Annotated in this window: 13 protein-coding genes and 1 other RNA gene; 10 read left to right on the forward strand and 4 right to left on the reverse strand. The window is 42.6% G+C overall.

Translation table 11 applies throughout. The annotated features are described in order from the left end of the window. Positions 1-11: 11 nt before the first annotated feature. Together cydB and CWC17_RS03425 are read right to left on the reverse strand one after the other, a co-directional pair. On the reverse strand, positions 12-1151 hold the full coding sequence (gene cydB, locus CWC17_RS03420; protein ID WP_138612083.1) for a cytochrome d ubiquinol oxidase subunit II: 1140 nt from the start codon (positions 1149-1151) through the stop codon (positions 12-14). Then, a complete protein-coding gene (locus tag CWC17_RS03425) occupies positions 1148-2731 on the reverse strand; it encodes a cytochrome ubiquinol oxidase subunit I (RefSeq protein ID WP_138612084.1) in 1584 nt (527 codons plus the stop codon). The genes cydB and CWC17_RS03425 overlap by 4 nt, the downstream gene beginning before the upstream one ends. A 290-nt stretch (positions 2732-3021) precedes the next feature. Here CWC17_RS03425 and lpxB point away from each other — a divergent pair, with 290 nt between their 5' ends. From lpxB to CWC17_RS03455, 6 genes are all read left to right on the forward strand, one after another. Next, positions 3022-4179 (forward strand): lipid-A-disaccharide synthase, encoded by a 1158-nt coding sequence (gene lpxB / locus CWC17_RS03430; RefSeq protein ID WP_138612085.1) that lies wholly within the window; start codon positions 3022-3024, stop codon positions 4177-4179. Continuing rightward, a complete protein-coding gene (gene rnhB, locus CWC17_RS03435) occupies positions 4169-4771 on the forward strand; it encodes a ribonuclease HII (protein WP_055019460.1) in 603 nt (200 codons plus the stop codon). Before lpxB ends, rnhB begins: the two co-directional genes overlap by 11 nt. 3 nt (positions 4772-4774) lie before the next feature. After that, the gene (gene dnaE / locus CWC17_RS03440; RefSeq protein WP_138612086.1) at positions 4775-8266 is read left to right on the forward strand and encodes a DNA polymerase III subunit alpha; all 3492 of its coding nucleotides are present in this window, start codon (positions 4775-4777) and stop codon (positions 8264-8266) included. 16 nt (positions 8267-8282) lie between these two features. Then, the gene (accA, locus tag CWC17_RS03445) at positions 8283-9239 is read left to right on the forward strand and encodes an acetyl-CoA carboxylase carboxyl transferase subunit alpha (RefSeq protein ID WP_055016150.1); all 957 of its coding nucleotides are present in this window, start codon (positions 8283-8285) and stop codon (positions 9237-9239) included. A 91-nt stretch (positions 9240-9330) separates the two neighbouring features. Continuing rightward, entirely contained in the window at positions 9331-10635 is a 1305-nt protein-coding gene (gene tilS / locus CWC17_RS03450; RefSeq protein ID WP_138612087.1) for a tRNA lysidine(34) synthetase TilS, read from the forward strand. After that, entirely contained in the window at positions 10636-10992 is a 357-nt protein-coding gene (locus CWC17_RS03455) for a hypothetical protein (RefSeq protein ID WP_138612088.1), read from the forward strand. A 416-nt stretch (positions 10993-11408) separates the two neighbouring features. Here the strand turns inward: CWC17_RS03455 and CWC17_RS03460 are convergent, their stop codons facing one another. Beyond that, positions 11409-12305 (reverse strand): GGDEF domain-containing protein, encoded by an 897-nt coding sequence (locus CWC17_RS03460; RefSeq protein WP_138541614.1) that lies wholly within the window; start codon positions 12303-12305, stop codon positions 11409-11411. A 133-nt stretch (positions 12306-12438) separates the two neighbouring features. Here CWC17_RS03460 and CWC17_RS03465 point away from each other — a divergent pair, with 133 nt between their 5' ends. Beyond that, positions 12439-14412 carry a monovalent cation:proton antiporter family protein gene (locus tag CWC17_RS03465; protein ID WP_138612089.1) on the forward strand — a complete coding sequence of 658 codons (1974 nt, stop codon included), beginning with the start codon at positions 12439-12441 and terminating at the stop codon, positions 14410-14412. 10 nt (positions 14413-14422) lie between these two features. Here CWC17_RS03465 and CWC17_RS03470 read toward each other — a convergent pair whose 3' ends face one another. After that, positions 14423-15568: a patatin-like phospholipase family protein gene (locus CWC17_RS03470; RefSeq protein ID WP_055016145.1), complete on the reverse strand. Its 1146-nt coding sequence runs from the start codon at positions 15566-15568 to the stop codon at positions 14423-14425. A gap of 222 nt (positions 15569-15790) precedes the next feature. Between CWC17_RS03470 and CWC17_RS03475 the strand changes: the two genes are divergently transcribed. The 3 genes from CWC17_RS03475 to CWC17_RS03485 all read left to right on the forward strand — a co-directional run bounded on the left by CWC17_RS03475 (position 15791) and on the right by CWC17_RS03485 (position 17493). Next, positions 15791-16666 (forward strand): DUF3014 domain-containing protein, encoded by an 876-nt coding sequence (locus tag CWC17_RS03475; RefSeq protein ID WP_138541612.1) that lies wholly within the window; start codon positions 15791-15793, stop codon positions 16664-16666. Positions 16667-16804: 138 nt separating this feature from the next. Further along, positions 16805-16901: signal recognition particle sRNA small type (ffs, locus tag CWC17_RS03480), an RNA gene on the forward strand. Positions 16902-17184: 283 nt separating this feature from the next. Continuing rightward, entirely contained in the window at positions 17185-17493 is a 309-nt protein-coding gene (locus tag CWC17_RS03485; protein ID WP_138612090.1) for a hypothetical protein, read from the forward strand. Positions 17494-17957: the final 464 nt, after the last annotated feature.

Here is a 17957-nt window from a genome sequence, read left to right on the forward strand (position 1 = left end):
ATTTAGTCTCCTTAGTAGCTACCGTGCGTGTTATTTTCAATTTCGTCTACCGTTACTCTGCGCCACATTTTTACGTAACACCAGGTGGTGTAGGCCAGTATTAACGGAATAAATATAACAACAGCAACAAACATAATATTAAGCGTTCTGTGGCTCGACACGGCATCCCAAATAGTTAAGCTAATATCAGGGTTATTAACAGATGGCATAATAAATGGAAACAACGACACACCTGCCGTCATAATAACGCCAATTAACATTATGCTGGTTGAAATAAGCCCAAGCGCTGGCTTGTTTAATTTTGAGAAAAGTAGTGCACTGAGTGCCATAACAAAGCCTAAAATAGGAAAGGTCATTGTCCATGGGCGCTCGCTGTAATTATTAAGCCATGCCCCTTGCGCTGTGCTGACGACTTTTGCCAACGGGTCCGCGTGGCTTTGCGTATCAGGCATAGACACAATTTGGTAGCCATCTATGTTTGCCACCCAAAAACCCGCAGCTGCAAACAATACAATAAATACCACTAAGGCGTAGCGCCCATATTGCGCTGAGCGCTGTGCAACCGCATCTGCTGTGCGCAGTTGTAGCCACATACCCGCATGGGCAATTAACATGGCTATACTAACTAAACCGGCCAGTAGGCCAAATGGGTTGAGTAAACCAAAAAACGAGCCTTGGTAACTTACACGTAATAAGTTATCTATGTTAAACGGTACCCCTAAAAATAGGTTACCAAATGCCACACCAAATACTAAAGCGGGTATAGCGCTGCCTGCAAATAGGCCCCAATCCCAGTTATTACGCCAACGTTTAGAGTCTATTTTTGAGCGATAATCAAAGCCAAGAGGTCTAAAAAATAGCGCAAACAGTACCAGCATCATGGCAAAGTAAAAGCCCGAAAATGCAGCGGCATACACCATAGGCCACGCTGCAAATAAAGCGCCGCCTGCGGTAATAAACCATACTTGGTTACCGTCCCAGTGTGCGCCAATGGTGTTAATTACCGTGCGGCGCTCTGAGTCTGTTTTACCCACGAGGCGAAGCAGCATAGCTACGCCCATATCCATGCCATCGGTGATAGCAAAGCCTATTAGCAGTATGCCAATGAGCAACCACCATAGCATTTTTAATGTTTCATAATCAAAAATCATAATTGCTCTCCTGCATCTTTATCTGCTTTGTTTGGTAACTCAAAGTGATACTTACCGGTATGCAACGAGCTTGGGCCTTGTTTAATAAAGCGCAGCATTAACCAGCCTTCTACAATGGCAAGGCCAGTGTAAAAAATAATAAACCCAGTTAAGCTAATTAAAATATCGTTTACCGTCAGTGACGAGGTGGCTAAAAAGGTCGGTAATATTTCTGATATAGCCCAAGGCTGGCGACCATATTCGGCAACGATCCAACCAAATTCTATTGCAATCCAAGGTAGTGGAATACTCAATACTGCAGCCCACAGTAGCCAACGTTTTTGCTCAATAATACGGTGTGCATTGTAGTAAAATGCCAATACAAATACTGCTAGCATTACTACCCCACAGGCAACCATTATTCTGAACGACCAAAACATAGGGCCAACTCTAGGGAACGAGTCTTTAACTGCCATTTGAATGTGCTCTTCTGTGGCATCTACCACGTTAGGGGTATAGCGTTTGAGCAATAAGCCATAACCTAAATCATCCTTAAGGGAGTCAAATTTAGCTAGGTTTTCTTCGCTGTCATCGCCATTTCTGAGCTTTTCGAGGTATTCGTACGCTATCATGCCATTACGAATACGTACTTCGTGTTTTTTCTCTAAATCAGAAATACCAACAACTTGCTCATCTAAAGAGCGGGTAGCAATAATGCCCAGTGCGTAGGGTATTTTTACTGCTGCATGAGTAACTTGCTCATCTGAATCAGGGAAACCAATAGCTGTAAATGCAGCAGGAGCTTCTTCGGTGTGCCACTCAGCCTCTATGGTAGCTAGTTTTACTTTTTGAACCTCGCCCACTTCGTAGCCTGATTCGTCACCTAATAAAATAACACACAGTATTGATGCTAAACCAAAGCCCGATGCCACCGAGAACGAGCGTTTAGCAAAGGCTAAATCGCGACCTTTTAATATGTACCAACTACTAATACCCAGCACAAACATAGAAGCGGCTACATAACCTGCCGATACCGTATGAATAAACTTAACTTGTGCTACCGGGTTAAATACAAGCTCTGCAAAGTTAGTCATTTCCATGCGCATAGTCTCGTAGTTAAACTCTGCCCCTACAGGGTTTTGCATCCAGCCGTTAGCAATCAAAATCCACAGCGCCGACATATTGGTACCTAGCGCCATTAAAAATGTAGCGCCCAAATGTTGGCGTTTAGTTAGCCTATCCCAGCCTAAAAAGAACATACCCACAAAGGTTGATTCTAAAAAGAATGCCATTAAGCCTTCAATAGCGAGCGGCGCACCAAACACGTCACCCACGTAATGCGAGTAATAAGACCAGTTAGTACCAAACTCAAATTCCATGGTCAGGCCCGTTGCCACCCCAATAGCAAAGTTAATACCAAACAACTTTCCCCAAAACTTAGTCATATCACGATAAATTTCGCGACCGGTCATCACATAAACCGATTCCATAATAACTAAAATCCAGGTCATACCTATGGTTAAAGGCACGAATAAAAAATGGAAGAGTGCGGTAACAGCAAACTGTAATCGCGATAGATCCACAAAGGTTTCATCTATCATTTTTGGCTCCTTGAGGGTGACGGATTAACAAGGCAATCAATAATTGGCAACGTTAAATATAATGAACTTTCAGTAATTACTGAAAGTTTGGAATATTATTGATGTTTGCACAATTTTTGTCAATAAACATATTAGAAAAAGTTAATATATATCCACCATGCTACATCAGTATTAAAAACATTCAATTGCTTGTGTCTATTTTGGTTGCAAAAACCATCTATTTAAAGCGTTTAATCAAACTCTAAAACACGGTAAACTAACCGCTATGAACGCCTGATAAACAAAGTCGAATGAATAAAGAGAAAAAACAACTACGTATTGGTATTGTGGCCGGTGAGCTGTCGGGCGATATTTTAGGCGAAGGCCTAATTAAAGCACTAAAAATGCACTTTCCTGATGCTATTTTTGAAGGCATTGCAGGGCCAAAAATGCAGGCGCAAGGCTGTAAAACCCTTTACGACATGGACGAGCTCTCGGTAATGGGGCTGGTTGAAGTATTAGGCCGATTGCCGCGTTTACTTAAAATACGCAAACAGCTCGTACAGCATTTTGTTGATAACCCACCCGATGTATTTATCGGCATTGATGCGCCCGATTTTAATTTACGCGTAGAAAAGCCTTTAAAAGATGCAGGCATTAAAACCATTCAATACGTAAGCCCATCAGTGTGGGCATGGCGTGAAAAGCGAATTCATACAATAAGTGCTGCTACTAACTTAGTGCTTGCTTTGCTACCGTTTGAAAAAGAATTTTACGATAAGCACCAAGTACCGTGCACATTTGTTGGGCACACCTTAGCTGACGATATAGCACTTGAACATGACGATAGCCAAGCGCGTGCAGAACTAGGGCTAAGCCTTGATGACAAAGTACTGGCATTACTACCAGGTAGCCGCGGATCAGAAGTGGGCTTATTAAGCGAAACCTACATAAAAACAGCAGCGCAGTTACAAGCGAAAGACCCAAGTCTTAAAATTGTGGTGCCATTGGTAAATGAAAAACGCAAAGCGCAATTTAGTGATATTTTAAATGCCACAGCGCCAAACTTAAATGTAAACCTACTTGATGGGCAGTCAAAACTAGCCATGCAAGCGGCAGATGCCATATTACTTGCATCGGGCACCGCCACACTTGAAGGCATGTTATATAAAAAGCCTATGGTTGTGGGTTATAAAATTAAGCCAATGAGCTATTGGATTTTTAAAACCTTGTTTACCTTTAACATTAAATATTTTTCGCTTCCAAACTTATTAGCCGATGAAGAGCTTGTGCCGGAGTTTTTACAAAGTGAATGCAACGTGGCTAATTTAACAAGCGCACTTACACCTATGCTAAATGCTGATAACAAAGAACTAAAGGCACGTTTTTTAGCTATTCACGAACAAATTAGATTAGATGCCAGCAAACAAGCAGCCAAAGCTGTGGCGGAGTTAATAAATGCAAATTGAACGACCTAACGTAACCTTTATTGCCGGAGTAGATGAAGTAGGGCGTGGCCCACTTGTCGGCGATGTTGTTACCGCTGCGGTAATACTTGACCCGGCCAACCCGATTGCGGGTTTAGCTGACTCTAAAAAGCTTACCGACAAAAAACGCCAAGCACTGGCTATTGAAATAAAACAAAAAGCCTTGTGCTACGCTATTGGTCGTTGCAGCCCAACTGAAATTGACGAGCTAAATATTTTACACGCAACGATGCTTGCAATGACGCGCGCAGTTGAAGGGCTAAGCACACAACCAGAGTTTGTATTTGTAGATGGTAACCGTTTGCCTAAATTAGTAATGCCTGCTCAGGCTGTTGTGAAAGGCGACAGCTTAGTAGCCGAGATTTCAGCAGCCTCTATTTTAGCTAAAGTAGCGCGTGATGAGGAAATGCTCGAGCTTGACAAACGTTACCCGCAATACGGGTTTGCAGGGCATAAAGGGTACCCAACTAAAGCGCATTTTGCAGCGCTTGAGCAATACGGTGCTATAAATGAGCACCGTAAAAGCTTTAAGCCGGTACAACGTGTGTTAATGCAAGCAAAAGGTGAGGCATAAATAATGGCCGCTCCAGATTTTGTACATTTACGCGTTCATTCAGACTTTTCGATGGTCGACGGCCTAGCTAAAACCAAACCTATTGTTGCTAAAGCGCAGGAGCTCGAAATGCCAGCGCTGGCAATCACAGATCAAATGAACTTTTGTGGTTTGGTACGGTTTTATGGTGCCACGCACAGTGCGGGTATAAAGCCGATTGTCGGCGCTGATTTTTGGCTGCGCAGCCCAGAATTTCCAGACGAACCTTGTCGCATTACGTTGCTAGCTAAAGACAACGACGGTTATAAAAATATTACCTTATTGATATCCGAAGCGTATCAACGCGGGCATATATTTCACCGCCCAGTGATTGACCGAGATTGGCTAATTAAGCACAAAGAAGGGCTTATTATTCTCTCAGGCGCAAAAGATGGTGACTTAGGTAAAGCCTTATTAAAAAATAACCCAGGCGTTATTGAATCTGTAGTGAGCTTTTATAAGCAGCATTTTAGCGATCATTACTATCTAGAGCTTATCCGTACCAACCGTCCACTTGAAGAAGACTACCTGCATATGGCGGTAGAACTGGCACACAAAGAGCAGCTGCCAGTTGTTGCCACCAACGAAGTGGTATTTTTAAAACCTGAGAACTTTGAAGCGCACGAAATTCGCGTGGCTATTTTTGATGGCTACACCCTTGATGACAAACGCCGCCCTAAGCGCTTTTCACAAGAGCAATATTTAAAAACGCCTGAGCAAATGGCAGAACTATTTAGCGATATTCCTGAAGCACTGCAAAACACGGTAGAAATAGCTAAACGCTGTAACGTAACGGTGCAATTAGGCACGTACTTTTTGCCTGATTACCCCACAGGCTCGTTAAAAATTGAAGACTTTTTGGTTAAAGTTTCACAAGACGGCCTTGAAGAGCGCCTACAGTTTTTATTCCCTGATGAACAAGAGCGACAAGAAAAACGGGGCGAATATGACGCTCGCTTAAAAGTAGAGCTTGATGTAATTAACCAAATGGGTTTCCCAGGCTACTTCTTAATCGTAATGGAGTTTATTCAGTGGAGTAAAGATAACAATATTCCAGTGGGGCCAGGGCGTGGTTCGGGTGCCGGTTCATTAGTGGCGTATGCCCTTAAAATAACCGACCTAGATCCGCTTGAATTTGACTTACTCTTTGAGCGATTCTTAAACCCTGAACGTGTATCAATGCCCGATTTCGATGTCGACTTTTGTATGGATAGGCGTGATGAGGTAATTGACCACGTATCGGCATTGTATGGGCGGGACGCGGTATCACAAATTATTACCTTTGGTACGATGGCCGCAAAAGCAGTAATACGTGATGTAGGCCGTGTACTTGGCCACCCTTATGGGTTTGTTGATCGCATTTCTAAATTGATCCCAGGCGATCCGGGGATGACCCTTGCCAAAGCGTTTGAAGTAGAGCCGCGTTTACAAGAAGCCTACGATGGCGACTCAGAGGTAAAAGATTTAATCGACATGTGTCGCATCCTTGAAGGGTGTACACGTAATGCCGGTAAACACGCCGGTGGTGTTGTAATATCGCCGACGACCATTACCGACTTTGCTGCGCTTTATTGCGATGACGAAGGTAAGTTTCCGGTTACCCAGTTTGATAAAAACGACGTAGAAACAGCGGGGCTGGTAAAGTTCGATTTCTTGGGCTTACGTACACTGACCATTTTACAATGGGCGGTAGATATGACCAACGAGCGAATGAAGCGCGAAGGTAAAGACCCCGTTGATATAAACACCATTCCACTGGATGATAAAAAAAGTATAGAGCTATTGCTGCGCGCCGAAACAACCGCGGTATTCCAGCTAGAATCGCGCGGCATGAAAGACCTCGTACGCCGATTAAAGCCCGATTGTTTTGAAGATATGATTGCATTGGTAGCCTTGTTCCGCCCAGGCCCGCTGCAATCAGGCATGGTAGATAACTTCATCGACCGTAAGCTTGGCCGAGAAGAAATTTCTTACCCCGATGCCCAATATCAACACGAAAGCTTAAAACCCATACTTGAGCCTACTTACGGCATTATTTTGTACCAAGAACAAGTAATGCAAATTGCCCAGGTACTCGCAGGTTATACGCTTGGTGGCGCCGACATGCTACGTCGTGCAATGGGTAAGAAAAAACCCGAAGAAATGGCTAAGCAGCGTTCAACCTTTGAAGAAGGCGCTCGCAATAATGGTATAGACGGCGAACTGGCAATTAAAATTTTCGACCTGGTAGAAAAATTCGCCGGTTATGGTTTTAATAAATCTCACTCGGCAGCGTATGCACTGGTATCGTACCAAACGCTGTGGATGAAAACGCACCATCCGGCAGAATTTATGGCTGCGGTAATGTCGGCCGATATGGATAACACCGACAAAATAGTGATCTTGGTGGATGAATGCGAAAACATGAAGCTCACCTTATTACCGCCTGATGTAAACGCCGGAGAATTTAAGTTTACGGTTAACCTCAAAGGTGAAATTGTTTACGGTATTGGTGCTATTAAAGGCGTAGGTGAAGCGCCGGTAGAGGCCATTTTAGAAGCGCGCGAAAAAGGCGGCCCGTTTAAAGACTTATTTGATTTTTGTGCCCGTGTAGATTTAAAGCGCTTAAATAAACGGGTGACCGAAAAATTAATTTACGCCGGTGCACTTGACCAACTAGGGCCAGAGAAAACCCAAGCAGGGCGCGCAACATTACTGGCAAGTTTAAAAGATGCCATGCGCGCAGCCGATCAGCACAACAAAGCTGAGCAACTTGGGCAAAGCGATTTATTTGGCTTACTGGCCACCGAGCCTGATGAAGTTGAACAAGCCTTTATTAAAGCCACGCCGCTTACCGATAACCAATGGCTTGATGGCGAAAAAGACACCCTAGGCCTTTATTTAACAGGACATCCGATAAATCAGTATCGGCGCGAGCTTAGACATTACACCAGCGGTAAGCTGGTGGATTTACAGCCAACTAATCGTGATGTACTCTCTACGGCGGCGGGGTTAGTTATTTCAGCGCGGACCTTAATTAATAAAAAAGGAAATCGTTGGGGCTTAATAACTTTAGATGACAAGAGCGCCCGTATTGATGTACGCTTGTTTCCTGAACAGTTCGAAATGTACCAAGAAATGCTTCAAGTAAACAATATCTTGGTAATATCTGGACAGGTCAGCTTTGATAACTTCTCCGGTGGCATTACAATGACCGCCAGAGAAATAAACACCATTGCTCAAGCGCGTGAAAAACGCCTCAAAGCGATTAAAATGACGCTGAACATGGTGCAAATCGAGGCAGGTTTCTTCGATAAATTACAAAAAGTACTCGAACCTTATAAAATGGGAACGTGTCCGATCAAGGTTTATTACCAGCGCCCCGATGCGTTGGCCCAATTAACCCTAGGGATCGAATGGTGTGTTACGCCCAGCGACGACTTAATTCATAAGTTATCACTCATGGCGGCACAAGATGTAGAACTAGAATTTAACTGATTAGGTAGTTTAGAGCATGAGCCTCAATTATCTTGATTTTGAGCTTCCGATTGCAGAATTAGAAGCAAAAATTGAAGAATTACAAAGCATAAGCCGCGCTGGCGAATTAGACCTTGAGTTAGAAGAGGAAGTCAGCAAACTAAAAGAAAAAAGCGCTAAGCAAAAAGAGGAAATATTCTCAAACTTAGGCGCTTGGCAAGTATCGCAGTTAGCACGTCATCCGTTGCGTCCTTACACTCGAGATTATATCGAGCGCATTTTCACGGAATTTGACGAGTTGGCAGGCGATCGTACTTTTGCAAACGATCCGGCTATTTTAGGCGGTGTAGCGCGTTTAGATGGCGAGCCAGTTATGGTTATTGGCCAGCAAAAAGGTCGTGATACAGCTGAAAAAATTAAACGTAACTTTGGTATGCCAAAACCAGAAGGCTACCGCAAGGCCTTACGTTTAATGGAAATGGCTGAGCGTTTTAAAATGCCAATTATGACCTTTATCGACACACCAGGGGCATACCCAGGCGTTGGCGCTGAAGAGCGCGGTCAGTCTGAGGCAATTGCACGTAACCTAAAAGTAATGGCGGCACTTAAAGTACCCACAATTTGTACGGTTATTGGCGAAGGCGGCTCAGGTGGTGCATTAGCCATTGGTGTTGGCGACAGAGTAAACATGTTGCAATACAGCACGTACTCAGTAATTTCGCCAGAAGGCTGTGCCTCAATTTTATGGAAAAGCGCAGACAAAGCACCACTAGCAGCAGAAGCTATGGGTGTTACAGCAGAGCGTGTTAAAGAGCTTGATTTAATTAACAACTTAGTTGAAGAGCCTTTAGGCGGTGCACACCGCAATTACGATGCTATGGCACGTAACTTAAAAACACGTTTAAAGCGCGACCTTGCAGACTTACAAGCGCTATCGCTTGAAGAGATGCTAGAGCAGCGCTACAAGCGTTTAATGTCGTTTGGTTACTGCTAGTTAGCTAATCATTGCATTTATTATTAAAAAAGGCCGCTTATGCGGCTTTTATGTTTTAAAATACTGCAAACATTAAATTTAAAGCGTATCCATGCAAGCTTCACCCATTTATCAGCACGTTAAACAGGCCCTTGAGCACTTTTTTAAGCACCAGCAATATAATTTTACGGTGGCGCTTTCGGGTGGCGTGGATTCGGTGGTGTTGCTTCATGTAATGCATTTACTAAAGCAAGAAATACCAACGTTAAACGTAAACGCGATTTATGTTAATCATGGTTTAAGCCAATACGCTAATGACTGGCAGCGCTTTTGCCAAAACGTATGTACTGAGCTAAATGTTCCGTTTAATGCCGCGCAGGTAACAATCAACCCACAAACACGAACAAGTCTTGAAGCGCAAGCTCGAGAGGCACGTTACAAAGCACTTGATGGGCTAAGCCCCGTGGGCAGTGTTATTTTGCTAGGGCAGCATTTAAACGATCAAATAGAAACATTTTTACTGCGTTTAAAGCGCGGCTCTGGCTTAAAAGGGTTAGGCGCAATGCAAAAGTTGCGTAAATTACCTAGCGGGCGAATATGCTACAGGCCGCTTTTAAACATAACGCGCAGTGATATAGAGCACTTTGCCGCAGAGTTTAATATTACGCATATTACAGATGACTCAAATACCGATGAGCGATTTGATCGTAACTTTTTGCGTGCACGTGTAGTCCCCTTACTTGCAAAGCGTTTTACGGGATTTGAGCACTGTGCAAGGCGCAGCATTGAGTTACTACAGCAACAACAAGCGCTACTTGATGAATACACTGAGCTAGACTTAAAACAAAGTATAAACGCCCAACAAGCATTGAGTGTTAGCCAAATAACCACTTACAGCGATGTGCGTATAACTAATGTAGTGCGTGCTTGGCTTAGCTTATTTACCCAAGTCATGCCCTCACAAAAGCAGCTTTTGCAAATAATTAATCAAGCCATAAATGCGCAGGTAGATGCGCAAATGCAAGTTGATTTAAGTGAGGGGCAAATACGTCGCCATCAAGGTTTTTTGTATTTTGTAACACCACACATGCCCTTAGCTGATGAAGCGCTAACAAGTAATGAGCTTTTACTTAATGATGGGCGCGTATTAATAAAGCAACAAGGTAAAGGCCTGCGAGTCCCATTACCTAACGAACAAGTAACAGTGCGCTTTAATTGCAATAGTGTGCGTATAAAGCCAGTAAATAAACCCGGCAGCAATACGCTTAAACATTGGTTTAAAGATGCAAAAGTAGCCCCATGGCTAAGAGGGCGTGTGCCGTTAATATTTTATAACGATGAACTTGTACAAGTAGTGGGCTATTTTGTAAGTGAAAAGCATAAAGACGACAATGGTATTTTTTGGGAGTGTAAATAAATGAGTCAACAGCCACATGTAGGCTTATCGTTAGTTAATAAAGCACCTATAGGCATGATAATAACAGCGTTAGTTGCCGTTATAGCCAATGTATTGCTAGAACTAAATATTATTACGCTTGGTTATGCTGTAATCGGCGGCATCGTTTCGGCCGTTTTATTACTTGCTTATTGGCTAGGCAAAGGCGGGTTATTTTTTATTTTAGGGGTGAGTATTCCACTGGTATTAGTGCTATTAACACCGCTTGCAAGTATTGCTGCATTATTAAATTTAGTGAGTGGCTTCTTTTTTGGCTTTTGTGCAGCATTGCTTATTTATAAATTAGTTAAGCCAGCTGATATAAATAAACCTAATTAGGGCGTGTTGAACTTTGGTGGGTGAATTTGCAGCAGTATGTTTGGTTTTTAGGCAAGGCAGAGCCTATGTAGTGTGGTTATTCCCCATGAATAGGCGATAACGCAGCATAAATACCAAACATGCGCTGCCCAAAGGGTTCTTTCTAGGGACGATTAACTCTTTGTTGCCTACATGGATGTAGGTAAGGGGCGTGAGCAGGACGCGGAAGCTTTGCTCGGTTTTTACTTAGCCCACTAGGTTACAAACCTCACGCCGCGATTTAATCGCGCCTAGATTGAACAAATTTCAATCCACAAAGATCAACACGCCCTAGTAAGGCTTTAGCTTTTAGTGCAACGTTTTAGACTGAAGTTTTTTGCAATAAAAAAGCCTAGCGGGGGAAGCTAGGCTTTTTTATTAATTCAGCTACTTAAATATTAATAGGCTTTAGCGCAGTTACGTCCAGAGGCTTTGGCTTTGTATAAGCCTTTGTCTGCACGAGCGAATATCTCTGTTTCACAATCTTGGCTATTGGCTAGGGTAAAGCCAATGCTGGTAGTTACTTTGTATTTAGCCATTAAGCTTGAGTTTCTGACTAAGTGCATTATGCGCTCAGCAATCACTTTGTTTGTAGTAAATTCAGGGTCTTCAATAATTAAAGAAAACTCATCGCCACCAAATCTAAATACAGAGTCTGTGCCGCGTATACTGCTGCAAAGTACCTGCGAAAATTCTTTTAAAACATCGTCACCTACTTTATGACCATAGTTGTCGTTTACTTGCTTAAAGTTATCTAAATCAAGCAGCATTAAACTAAAAGGGCGCTGGTAACGTCGGCAGTTTTCGAGCTTTTGCGATAAAATGTCATTAAATTGGCTACGATTATTTAACCCAGTAAGCGCATCTTTTGTAGCAAGCTTTAACACTCGGCTATACATCATTGCGTTACGCAGTGGGTACACAAGGGCGCTGTGCAAGGCGCGTAATTTGTTTTCAATCGCTTTACTAATAGGGTATTGGCTAAAGTAAATTAGTTGTCCTAAATGCTCGCGACCAATAGCTAAATCGTAAGAGTACGGGCTAGTGTTCGTGTTGCTATCTGAGGTTTGTGCAGTGCCGAGCGTTGATTGAAACTGCAGCCCTGAAAAGTTAAGTAGCTGTTTGGCAAATTTTGCATAAATAGCCAATACATCTTCTATTACAAGGCTTGTTTGCAGCTCAGTTACTAAATCGTGCGTTGCCGCTGTTTCGTTTGTATGTGTTTGCTCAGCTGAAAACGGCAAAAAATCGCCGCGCCCAGACACGCGTTGTGTCAAAATATGGACATTTTCCATTAAAATCTTCCCCCAGGGTGTTACTTTGCAATAACTAAGCTATTTTTATGCCATATTTTAAAATTGCTTGATAAACATATGGTTGCTATATTTAAGGCTCATTTCCTAGTTTTATTGACGCTGGAGGCCGAGTTTGCAAAGTATAAACGCTCAAATTTTTGGCTTATTAGTGGTGGCGGTACTTTTTGTATGGTTTTTTAAGCGCATTGGCTTGCCGCCTATTTTAGCGTATTTAGCAACGGGTGTTTTAGCCGGTAGCCATGGCATTGGCTGGCTTACTCAATCTCACGAAATAGAGTTTATTGCTGAGCTGGGCATCGTATTTTTACTGTTTAGTTTAGGGCTCGAGTTTTCTATATCGCGGCTAATGGCTATGCGCAATATTGTGTTTGGTCTGGGCTCGTTACAAGTTGGTGTGACCAGCTTGCTCTTCATTATTATTTTATATTGTTTAGATTTTTCCTTACTCACCAGTTTTACCATTGGCACAATTATGGCGCTTTCTTCAACTGCTGTGGTAGTAAAGCTATTAAAAGAAACAGGCGAGCTAAACCAGCGTCGTGGGCAGCTGGCGGTGGGCGTATTGCTGTTTCAAGATATTGCCGTTGTGCCCTTACTTATTATTTTGCCATTGTTTGCCTCAAGCGACTCGCAAAGTATTAGTTGGGCGCTGGCATTTGCGCTAACAAAAGGCGCGTTTGTGTGCTTATTACTGTGGGCGATTGGTAAATGGGTGTTGCCTAAAGTATTTAAAGAAATAGCGCAGGTACGAACCGATGAGCTGTTTGTACTTACTACTATTTTGGTGGCGTTATTTGCCGGCTTTTTAACTTACATGTTTGGTTTATCTATGGCGCTTGGGGCATTTTTAGCCGGCATGATGCTAGGAGAGAGCCATTACCGCCATCAGCTAGAGGCCGATATAAGACCCTTTCGCGATATATTAATGGGGCTGTTTTTTGTCACTGTGGGAATGCAGCTCGACATTTTATTTGTGCTTTCGCATGGGGTAGTAATTATCGGTGCGTTATTTGGTTTATTAATATTAAAAATTACCGTGCTGGCTTTAAGTGCCCGATTAATGCATGAGCGCAATCAAGACTCGTTGGCGTGCGGCATTATGCTGTGGCAAATGGGTGAATTTGGCTTTGTGCTTATTGCTTTGGCAAGTCAGCATGCGTTATTAAATTCAGAGCAAGCCTCATTTTTAATTGCCTTAGGGGTGCTTTCGATGGCGCTAACCCCATTTTTAATTGATAAAACCCCACTTATTTTAAAGCAATTAGGCATTTTAGATCACCCCAGTATGGCGAGGGAAAGCGAGCCTAAAAGTAGCACTTTATATAACGATCATGTGGTTATTTGCGGCTTTTCACGCGTAGGACAAACTATAGCGCGATTTTTAAAACCCGAAGCCATAGATTACGTTGCCATAGAAAGTAACCCTATTTTGGTACAAGAGGGCAAAGCTGCAGGTGAGCCGGTAATATTTGGCTATGTAAAACAAAAAGATATTTTAAAGTGCGCAGGGGTAGAGCGAGCACGCTTAGTGATTATCACCTTTACAGAACTTGAGCACGCACACGTGGTTATAGATGCCATAAAGCAACTGGCGCCCAACGTTAAAATACTAATAAGAACCCGCGATGACAGCCAATTAAACAACTTAAAAGAGCTCGGTGTTACTGAGGTGGTACCTGAGTCGCTAGAGGCAAGCTTAATGTTGGTTTCACATGTGTTGTCGATGTCGGGTGTCCCGATGACACGCATTGTGCGCCGTGTGAGTAAAGAGCGCCGTAATCGCTACCCGCTTATGCAAAGTTTTTACGCCGGCTATTTTAAAGACAGCGAAGAAACCTCCTCTGAGCGCTTAGAGTACTTACACGTAGTTGCGTTGCCGGATCAAGCCTATGCGGTGGATAAAACAATAGATGAACTTAACTTATCTAAACGCCGCGTGACCGTAAAAGCTTTGCGCCGAGAGGGGCAAGAAATAGACGACCCCTCAACCAACACCACATTGTGCGCAAACGATGTACTGGTACTGCAAGGTAAACCAAGGCGGGTAGAGCGAGTAGAGCATTACCTTCTTGATGGGCTTGAATAAAACAACTGCTTTAGTCTAGCTCTAAAAATTGGCGTATTTCAGGGAGCTTTTTCATGCCATCTTCGTAGCCAATTTGAATAAGGTGCTGAGTGTAGCGTTTTTCGAATAATAAATAGCTAGTTAAACTTGATTGCGAATGTTTTTTCACACCAATTGTTCGCAGCAGCAACTTAATAGCCCACGGCATATCGCTGTAGTATTGCGCGGCAATATCGTTAAAGTTTTTTGATGGGTTAATAATGCAGGTTTCTATTTGTTTTAGCTCTTGATGTTTGTCGCGCGCTGGAAGCAGGCCCAAAGTGCGATTTACACGCTCAAGGCGCTCAAGGTCGGCTTGCATGGTGTCGCTAAATACACTATCGAGTAAATGGCCAGCCACAGCAGAAAGCCCAGGGTAGTGAGGCGAATACCCTGCAGGGTGAGACTCTTTTGGCTGGTCTACACCAATAATAAATATTTTTTCGGCACCCAAGTGAATAGATGGGCTGAGTGGTGAAAGTTGGTGAATAGAGCCATCGCCAAAATAATGGTTAAACACATTCACACTTGGAAACACCATAGGAATAGCACTTGATGCCATTAAATGCTCAACATTAATGCGCATTGGGCGCCCTTCTCGCTTAGCACGTTGCCAGGGCTTATTAGTGTTTGACTGAAAAAATGCAACTGAGTCACCGGTTGTATAGCTTGAAGCCGTAATAGAAATCGCTTCTAAATAATTGCGGTGTAAATTACGCTCAATACGGTGTAAGTCTAAAATTTCGTTTAATAAACCACGTAAAGGGCGGTTATTTAGCAAACTGCCAGGTGGATGGTTTATGTGCTCAGACTGAAAACTGGTTAATATATTGCGTGCGATATGGCCAAATACACTTAAAAAGTCGCTTTTGTAGACCATAGACGTTGAAAAGTTTTTCCATACCGACTCAAGCTTGCGTACCGCCAAATGCGCACACGAGGCATAGCAGGCTAAAGCTGCAGAATTGATCGCGCCTGCAGAAGTGCCATTAATAATTCTAAAGGGCAATGGTGCGGTGCGGGGCATACTATGGGCAAGCGCTTTGAGTACGCCTACTTGATAAGCAGCGCGAGCGCCACCACCTGTAAGTAATAGGGCTATTTTAGGTTTATGTGGGTCAACTTGCTGGATTTTCATAGTGATGCTTGAACTGCTTAACGTCTTTTCTTTATTTATCAACTTTAAGTCTTTAAGCTAGAAGAATCAAAGAATAACTGAGTTACTATGGCTGGTTGTTCTAATTAGTAAGTGTAGGTTTATATACTAAAGCCTATATTTAAAGTAATAGTGATTACCAATAGTGAATTTTTTCCACTCAGGGTACTCTGAGTAATATGCATTTAAATTTATGGAGTTTGTATGTCAGATAAACCAGAAGCGTCAGATGTTCAAAAACGTCCGCCTAAAAACAATTTTTTATTCGCCGTTATTATTCTAATCATTTTAGTGTGTGCCGCTGCGTTCGTTTTGCTGTCGCCCACTGATGAGCCGCAAACTCGTACAGAGGTAGAGCAAACACCTAAAGAGCAACCGGTAATGGAGCTTAAACCTGAAAACGATCCTGTGGTTGAAGCGCCTTCGGTAAAGCCAGAAAAACCAGCTGAGCTTGCAGTTCCAGCGCAGCGTCCTGCTGAGCCAGAGGCTGAAGTTGAGCCATTACCAACCCTTGATGAAAGCGACACCGTAGTGGTTGCTAAAATGGATGAGTACCTAAGCGATTCGGTAATGAGCCTAATGGTCACCGATGATGTAATTCGCCGTGGTGTTGTATTTATAGATAACATTGCCAAAGGCAAAATTGCTAAAAAGCACACGCCCGTAGTTAAACCAGAAGAAGAATTTAGCGTAAACGAAGGGGATATTTTAACTATTGACCCTAATAGCTACGAGCGCTACACCCCGTACGTAAAAGTATTTACGAGCATGAGTGCCGCCCAAGCTGTGCGCATGTACGAGCAATACAAGCCATTAATCAACAGCGCGTACAGTGAAATTGGTTACGGCGATGATGAATTTAATCAAACCCTAGAAGATGCTATTGAGTTATTACTTGATACACCGGAGCCAGAAGGCGAGTTACCGCTACTGCGTGACTCGGTTACTTATCAGTATGCGTTTTCTGAATGGGAGCAATTACCGGCTGCACAAAAACAGCTATTACGTATGGGCCCAGAAAACATGAAAAAAGTAAAAGCAGCACTGCGTAAAATTAAAGCCGAGTTAGAGCGTAATTAATAGGCATTAAAGGCTGTTTTTAACCGCGATTGTATATGAAGTATGCAATCGCACTTTCTTTTTTGATTATCCCTTGAATAACACTCCAAAAGTAGAGATAATCTTTCCCGCGCCAACCAAGGCCCTCAATGGTAGTCTTATTGGTCCTCTCGCAACACTAGCAGGCGAACCTGGTCAGGCCCGGAAGGGAGCAGCCACAGTTTGTGACGTGTGTGCCGAGATGTGGCTGGTAAGACTGCCACCCAAACTCCTCATTTGGGTGAAATTAAATCCTTTTCAAATTATCCATTACTAACAGCGTTAAATATTTAGCATTACGATTGCTGTTTATCTAATATTACTGCTTCTTCATTTGGGGGTATTCCTACATCAGTAACTTTTGAATCTGTATTAACTTATTATTTACAGGTACTTAATCGAGGGCTAAGATGAATGCATTATTATATATGAACATTTTTCAATTTATAAAACGACAAATGTCGAGACAAAGTTGTTGGGTGTTTTTTTGAGGCTAGTTAATGAATAAAGAAAAATTAATTCTCCAAAGGTGGTTAACTAAAATAGAAAATGATAGACCACCTTTATGTATGCGTGCTTGGTTTAACCCAGCCTTATGGCTTATGTTAGCTCTTGTAATACTAATTTTACTTCAACTCGGCGAAAACAAGGAAATCAGCACAATTGTGGTTGTTGCGTGCTCATCTTTACTTGGTTTAGTCGTTGGGTTTATTTCATCACTTCAAGCAAGTTTAAAACAGTGGCCCTATATTAAAAAGCATATAAATACAGAAAGTATAAAAAGTAGAATGAGTGAATTAAACACATAATAAGCTGTTTGACAGAACGTTATAAACATAAGAGTAATTGGTGAAAGTCGGTGAGTTGATTATTTTGTTTAAAGTATTAAAAGTGTTTTTGTTGTTACTCTGTGTTTCATTTTTCTCCTACTTTTGGGTAGTAAAGCATTTTAGCTTATTTACCAATTGCAACGGCTTTTATAGTATTACAAATCCAATTGTTGCTTAGTGCTTTTAGGCGTAGTACACCACGGAGGCTTTATGCGGATCATTTTTACAATCACATTGTTTTTATTCTTGCCGTTTACCGTACTAGCAGATGAAACAATCACTATTTATGTAAAAGAATCAAATTATTTAAGTAGGGCGTGTTGAACTTTGCGGATTAAAATTTGTTCAATCTAGGGGCGATTAAATCGCGGCGCGAGGTTTGTAACCTAGTGGGCTAAGTAAAAACCGAGCAACAAAGAGTTTATCGCCCCTAGGCAGAACCC

Origin of the sequence: Pseudoalteromonas sp. S3785 (genome assembly GCF_005887365.1) — a bacterium.
Taxonomy (GTDB): domain Bacteria; phylum Pseudomonadota; class Gammaproteobacteria; order Enterobacterales; family Alteromonadaceae; genus Pseudoalteromonas.

Excerpts from the sequence above, each read along its gene's own strand:
- cydB (WP_138612083.1), bottom strand. The coding sequence starts at position 1,151 with ATGATTTTTGATTATGAAACATTAAAAATGCTATGGTGGTTGCTCATT.
- CWC17_RS03425 (WP_138612084.1), bottom strand. The coding sequence starts at position 2,731 with ATGATAGATGAAACCTTTGTGGATCTATCGCGATTACAGTTTGCTGTT.
- lpxB (WP_138612085.1), top strand. The coding sequence starts at position 3,022 with ATGAATAAAGAGAAAAAACAACTACGTATTGGTATTGTGGCCGGTGAG.
- rnhB (WP_055019460.1), top strand. The coding sequence starts at position 4,169 with ATGCAAATTGAACGACCTAACGTAACCTTTATTGCCGGAGTAGATGAA.
- dnaE (WP_138612086.1), top strand. The coding sequence starts at position 4,775 with ATGGCCGCTCCAGATTTTGTACATTTACGCGTTCATTCAGACTTTTCG.
- accA (WP_055016150.1), top strand. The coding sequence starts at position 8,283 with ATGAGCCTCAATTATCTTGATTTTGAGCTTCCGATTGCAGAATTAGAA.
- tilS (WP_138612087.1), top strand. The coding sequence starts at position 9,331 with ATGCAAGCTTCACCCATTTATCAGCACGTTAAACAGGCCCTTGAGCAC.
- CWC17_RS03455 (WP_138612088.1), top strand. The coding sequence starts at position 10,636 with ATGAGTCAACAGCCACATGTAGGCTTATCGTTAGTTAATAAAGCACCT.
- CWC17_RS03460 (WP_138541614.1), bottom strand. The coding sequence starts at position 12,305 with ATGGAAAATGTCCATATTTTGACACAACGCGTGTCTGGGCGCGGCGAT.
- CWC17_RS03470 (WP_055016145.1), bottom strand. The coding sequence starts at position 15,568 with ATGAAAATCCAGCAAGTTGACCCACATAAACCTAAAATAGCCCTATTA.
- CWC17_RS03475 (WP_138541612.1), top strand. The coding sequence starts at position 15,791 with ATGTCAGATAAACCAGAAGCGTCAGATGTTCAAAAACGTCCGCCTAAA.
- CWC17_RS03485 (WP_138612090.1), top strand. The coding sequence starts at position 17,185 with ATGAATAAAGAAAAATTAATTCTCCAAAGGTGGTTAACTAAAATAGAA.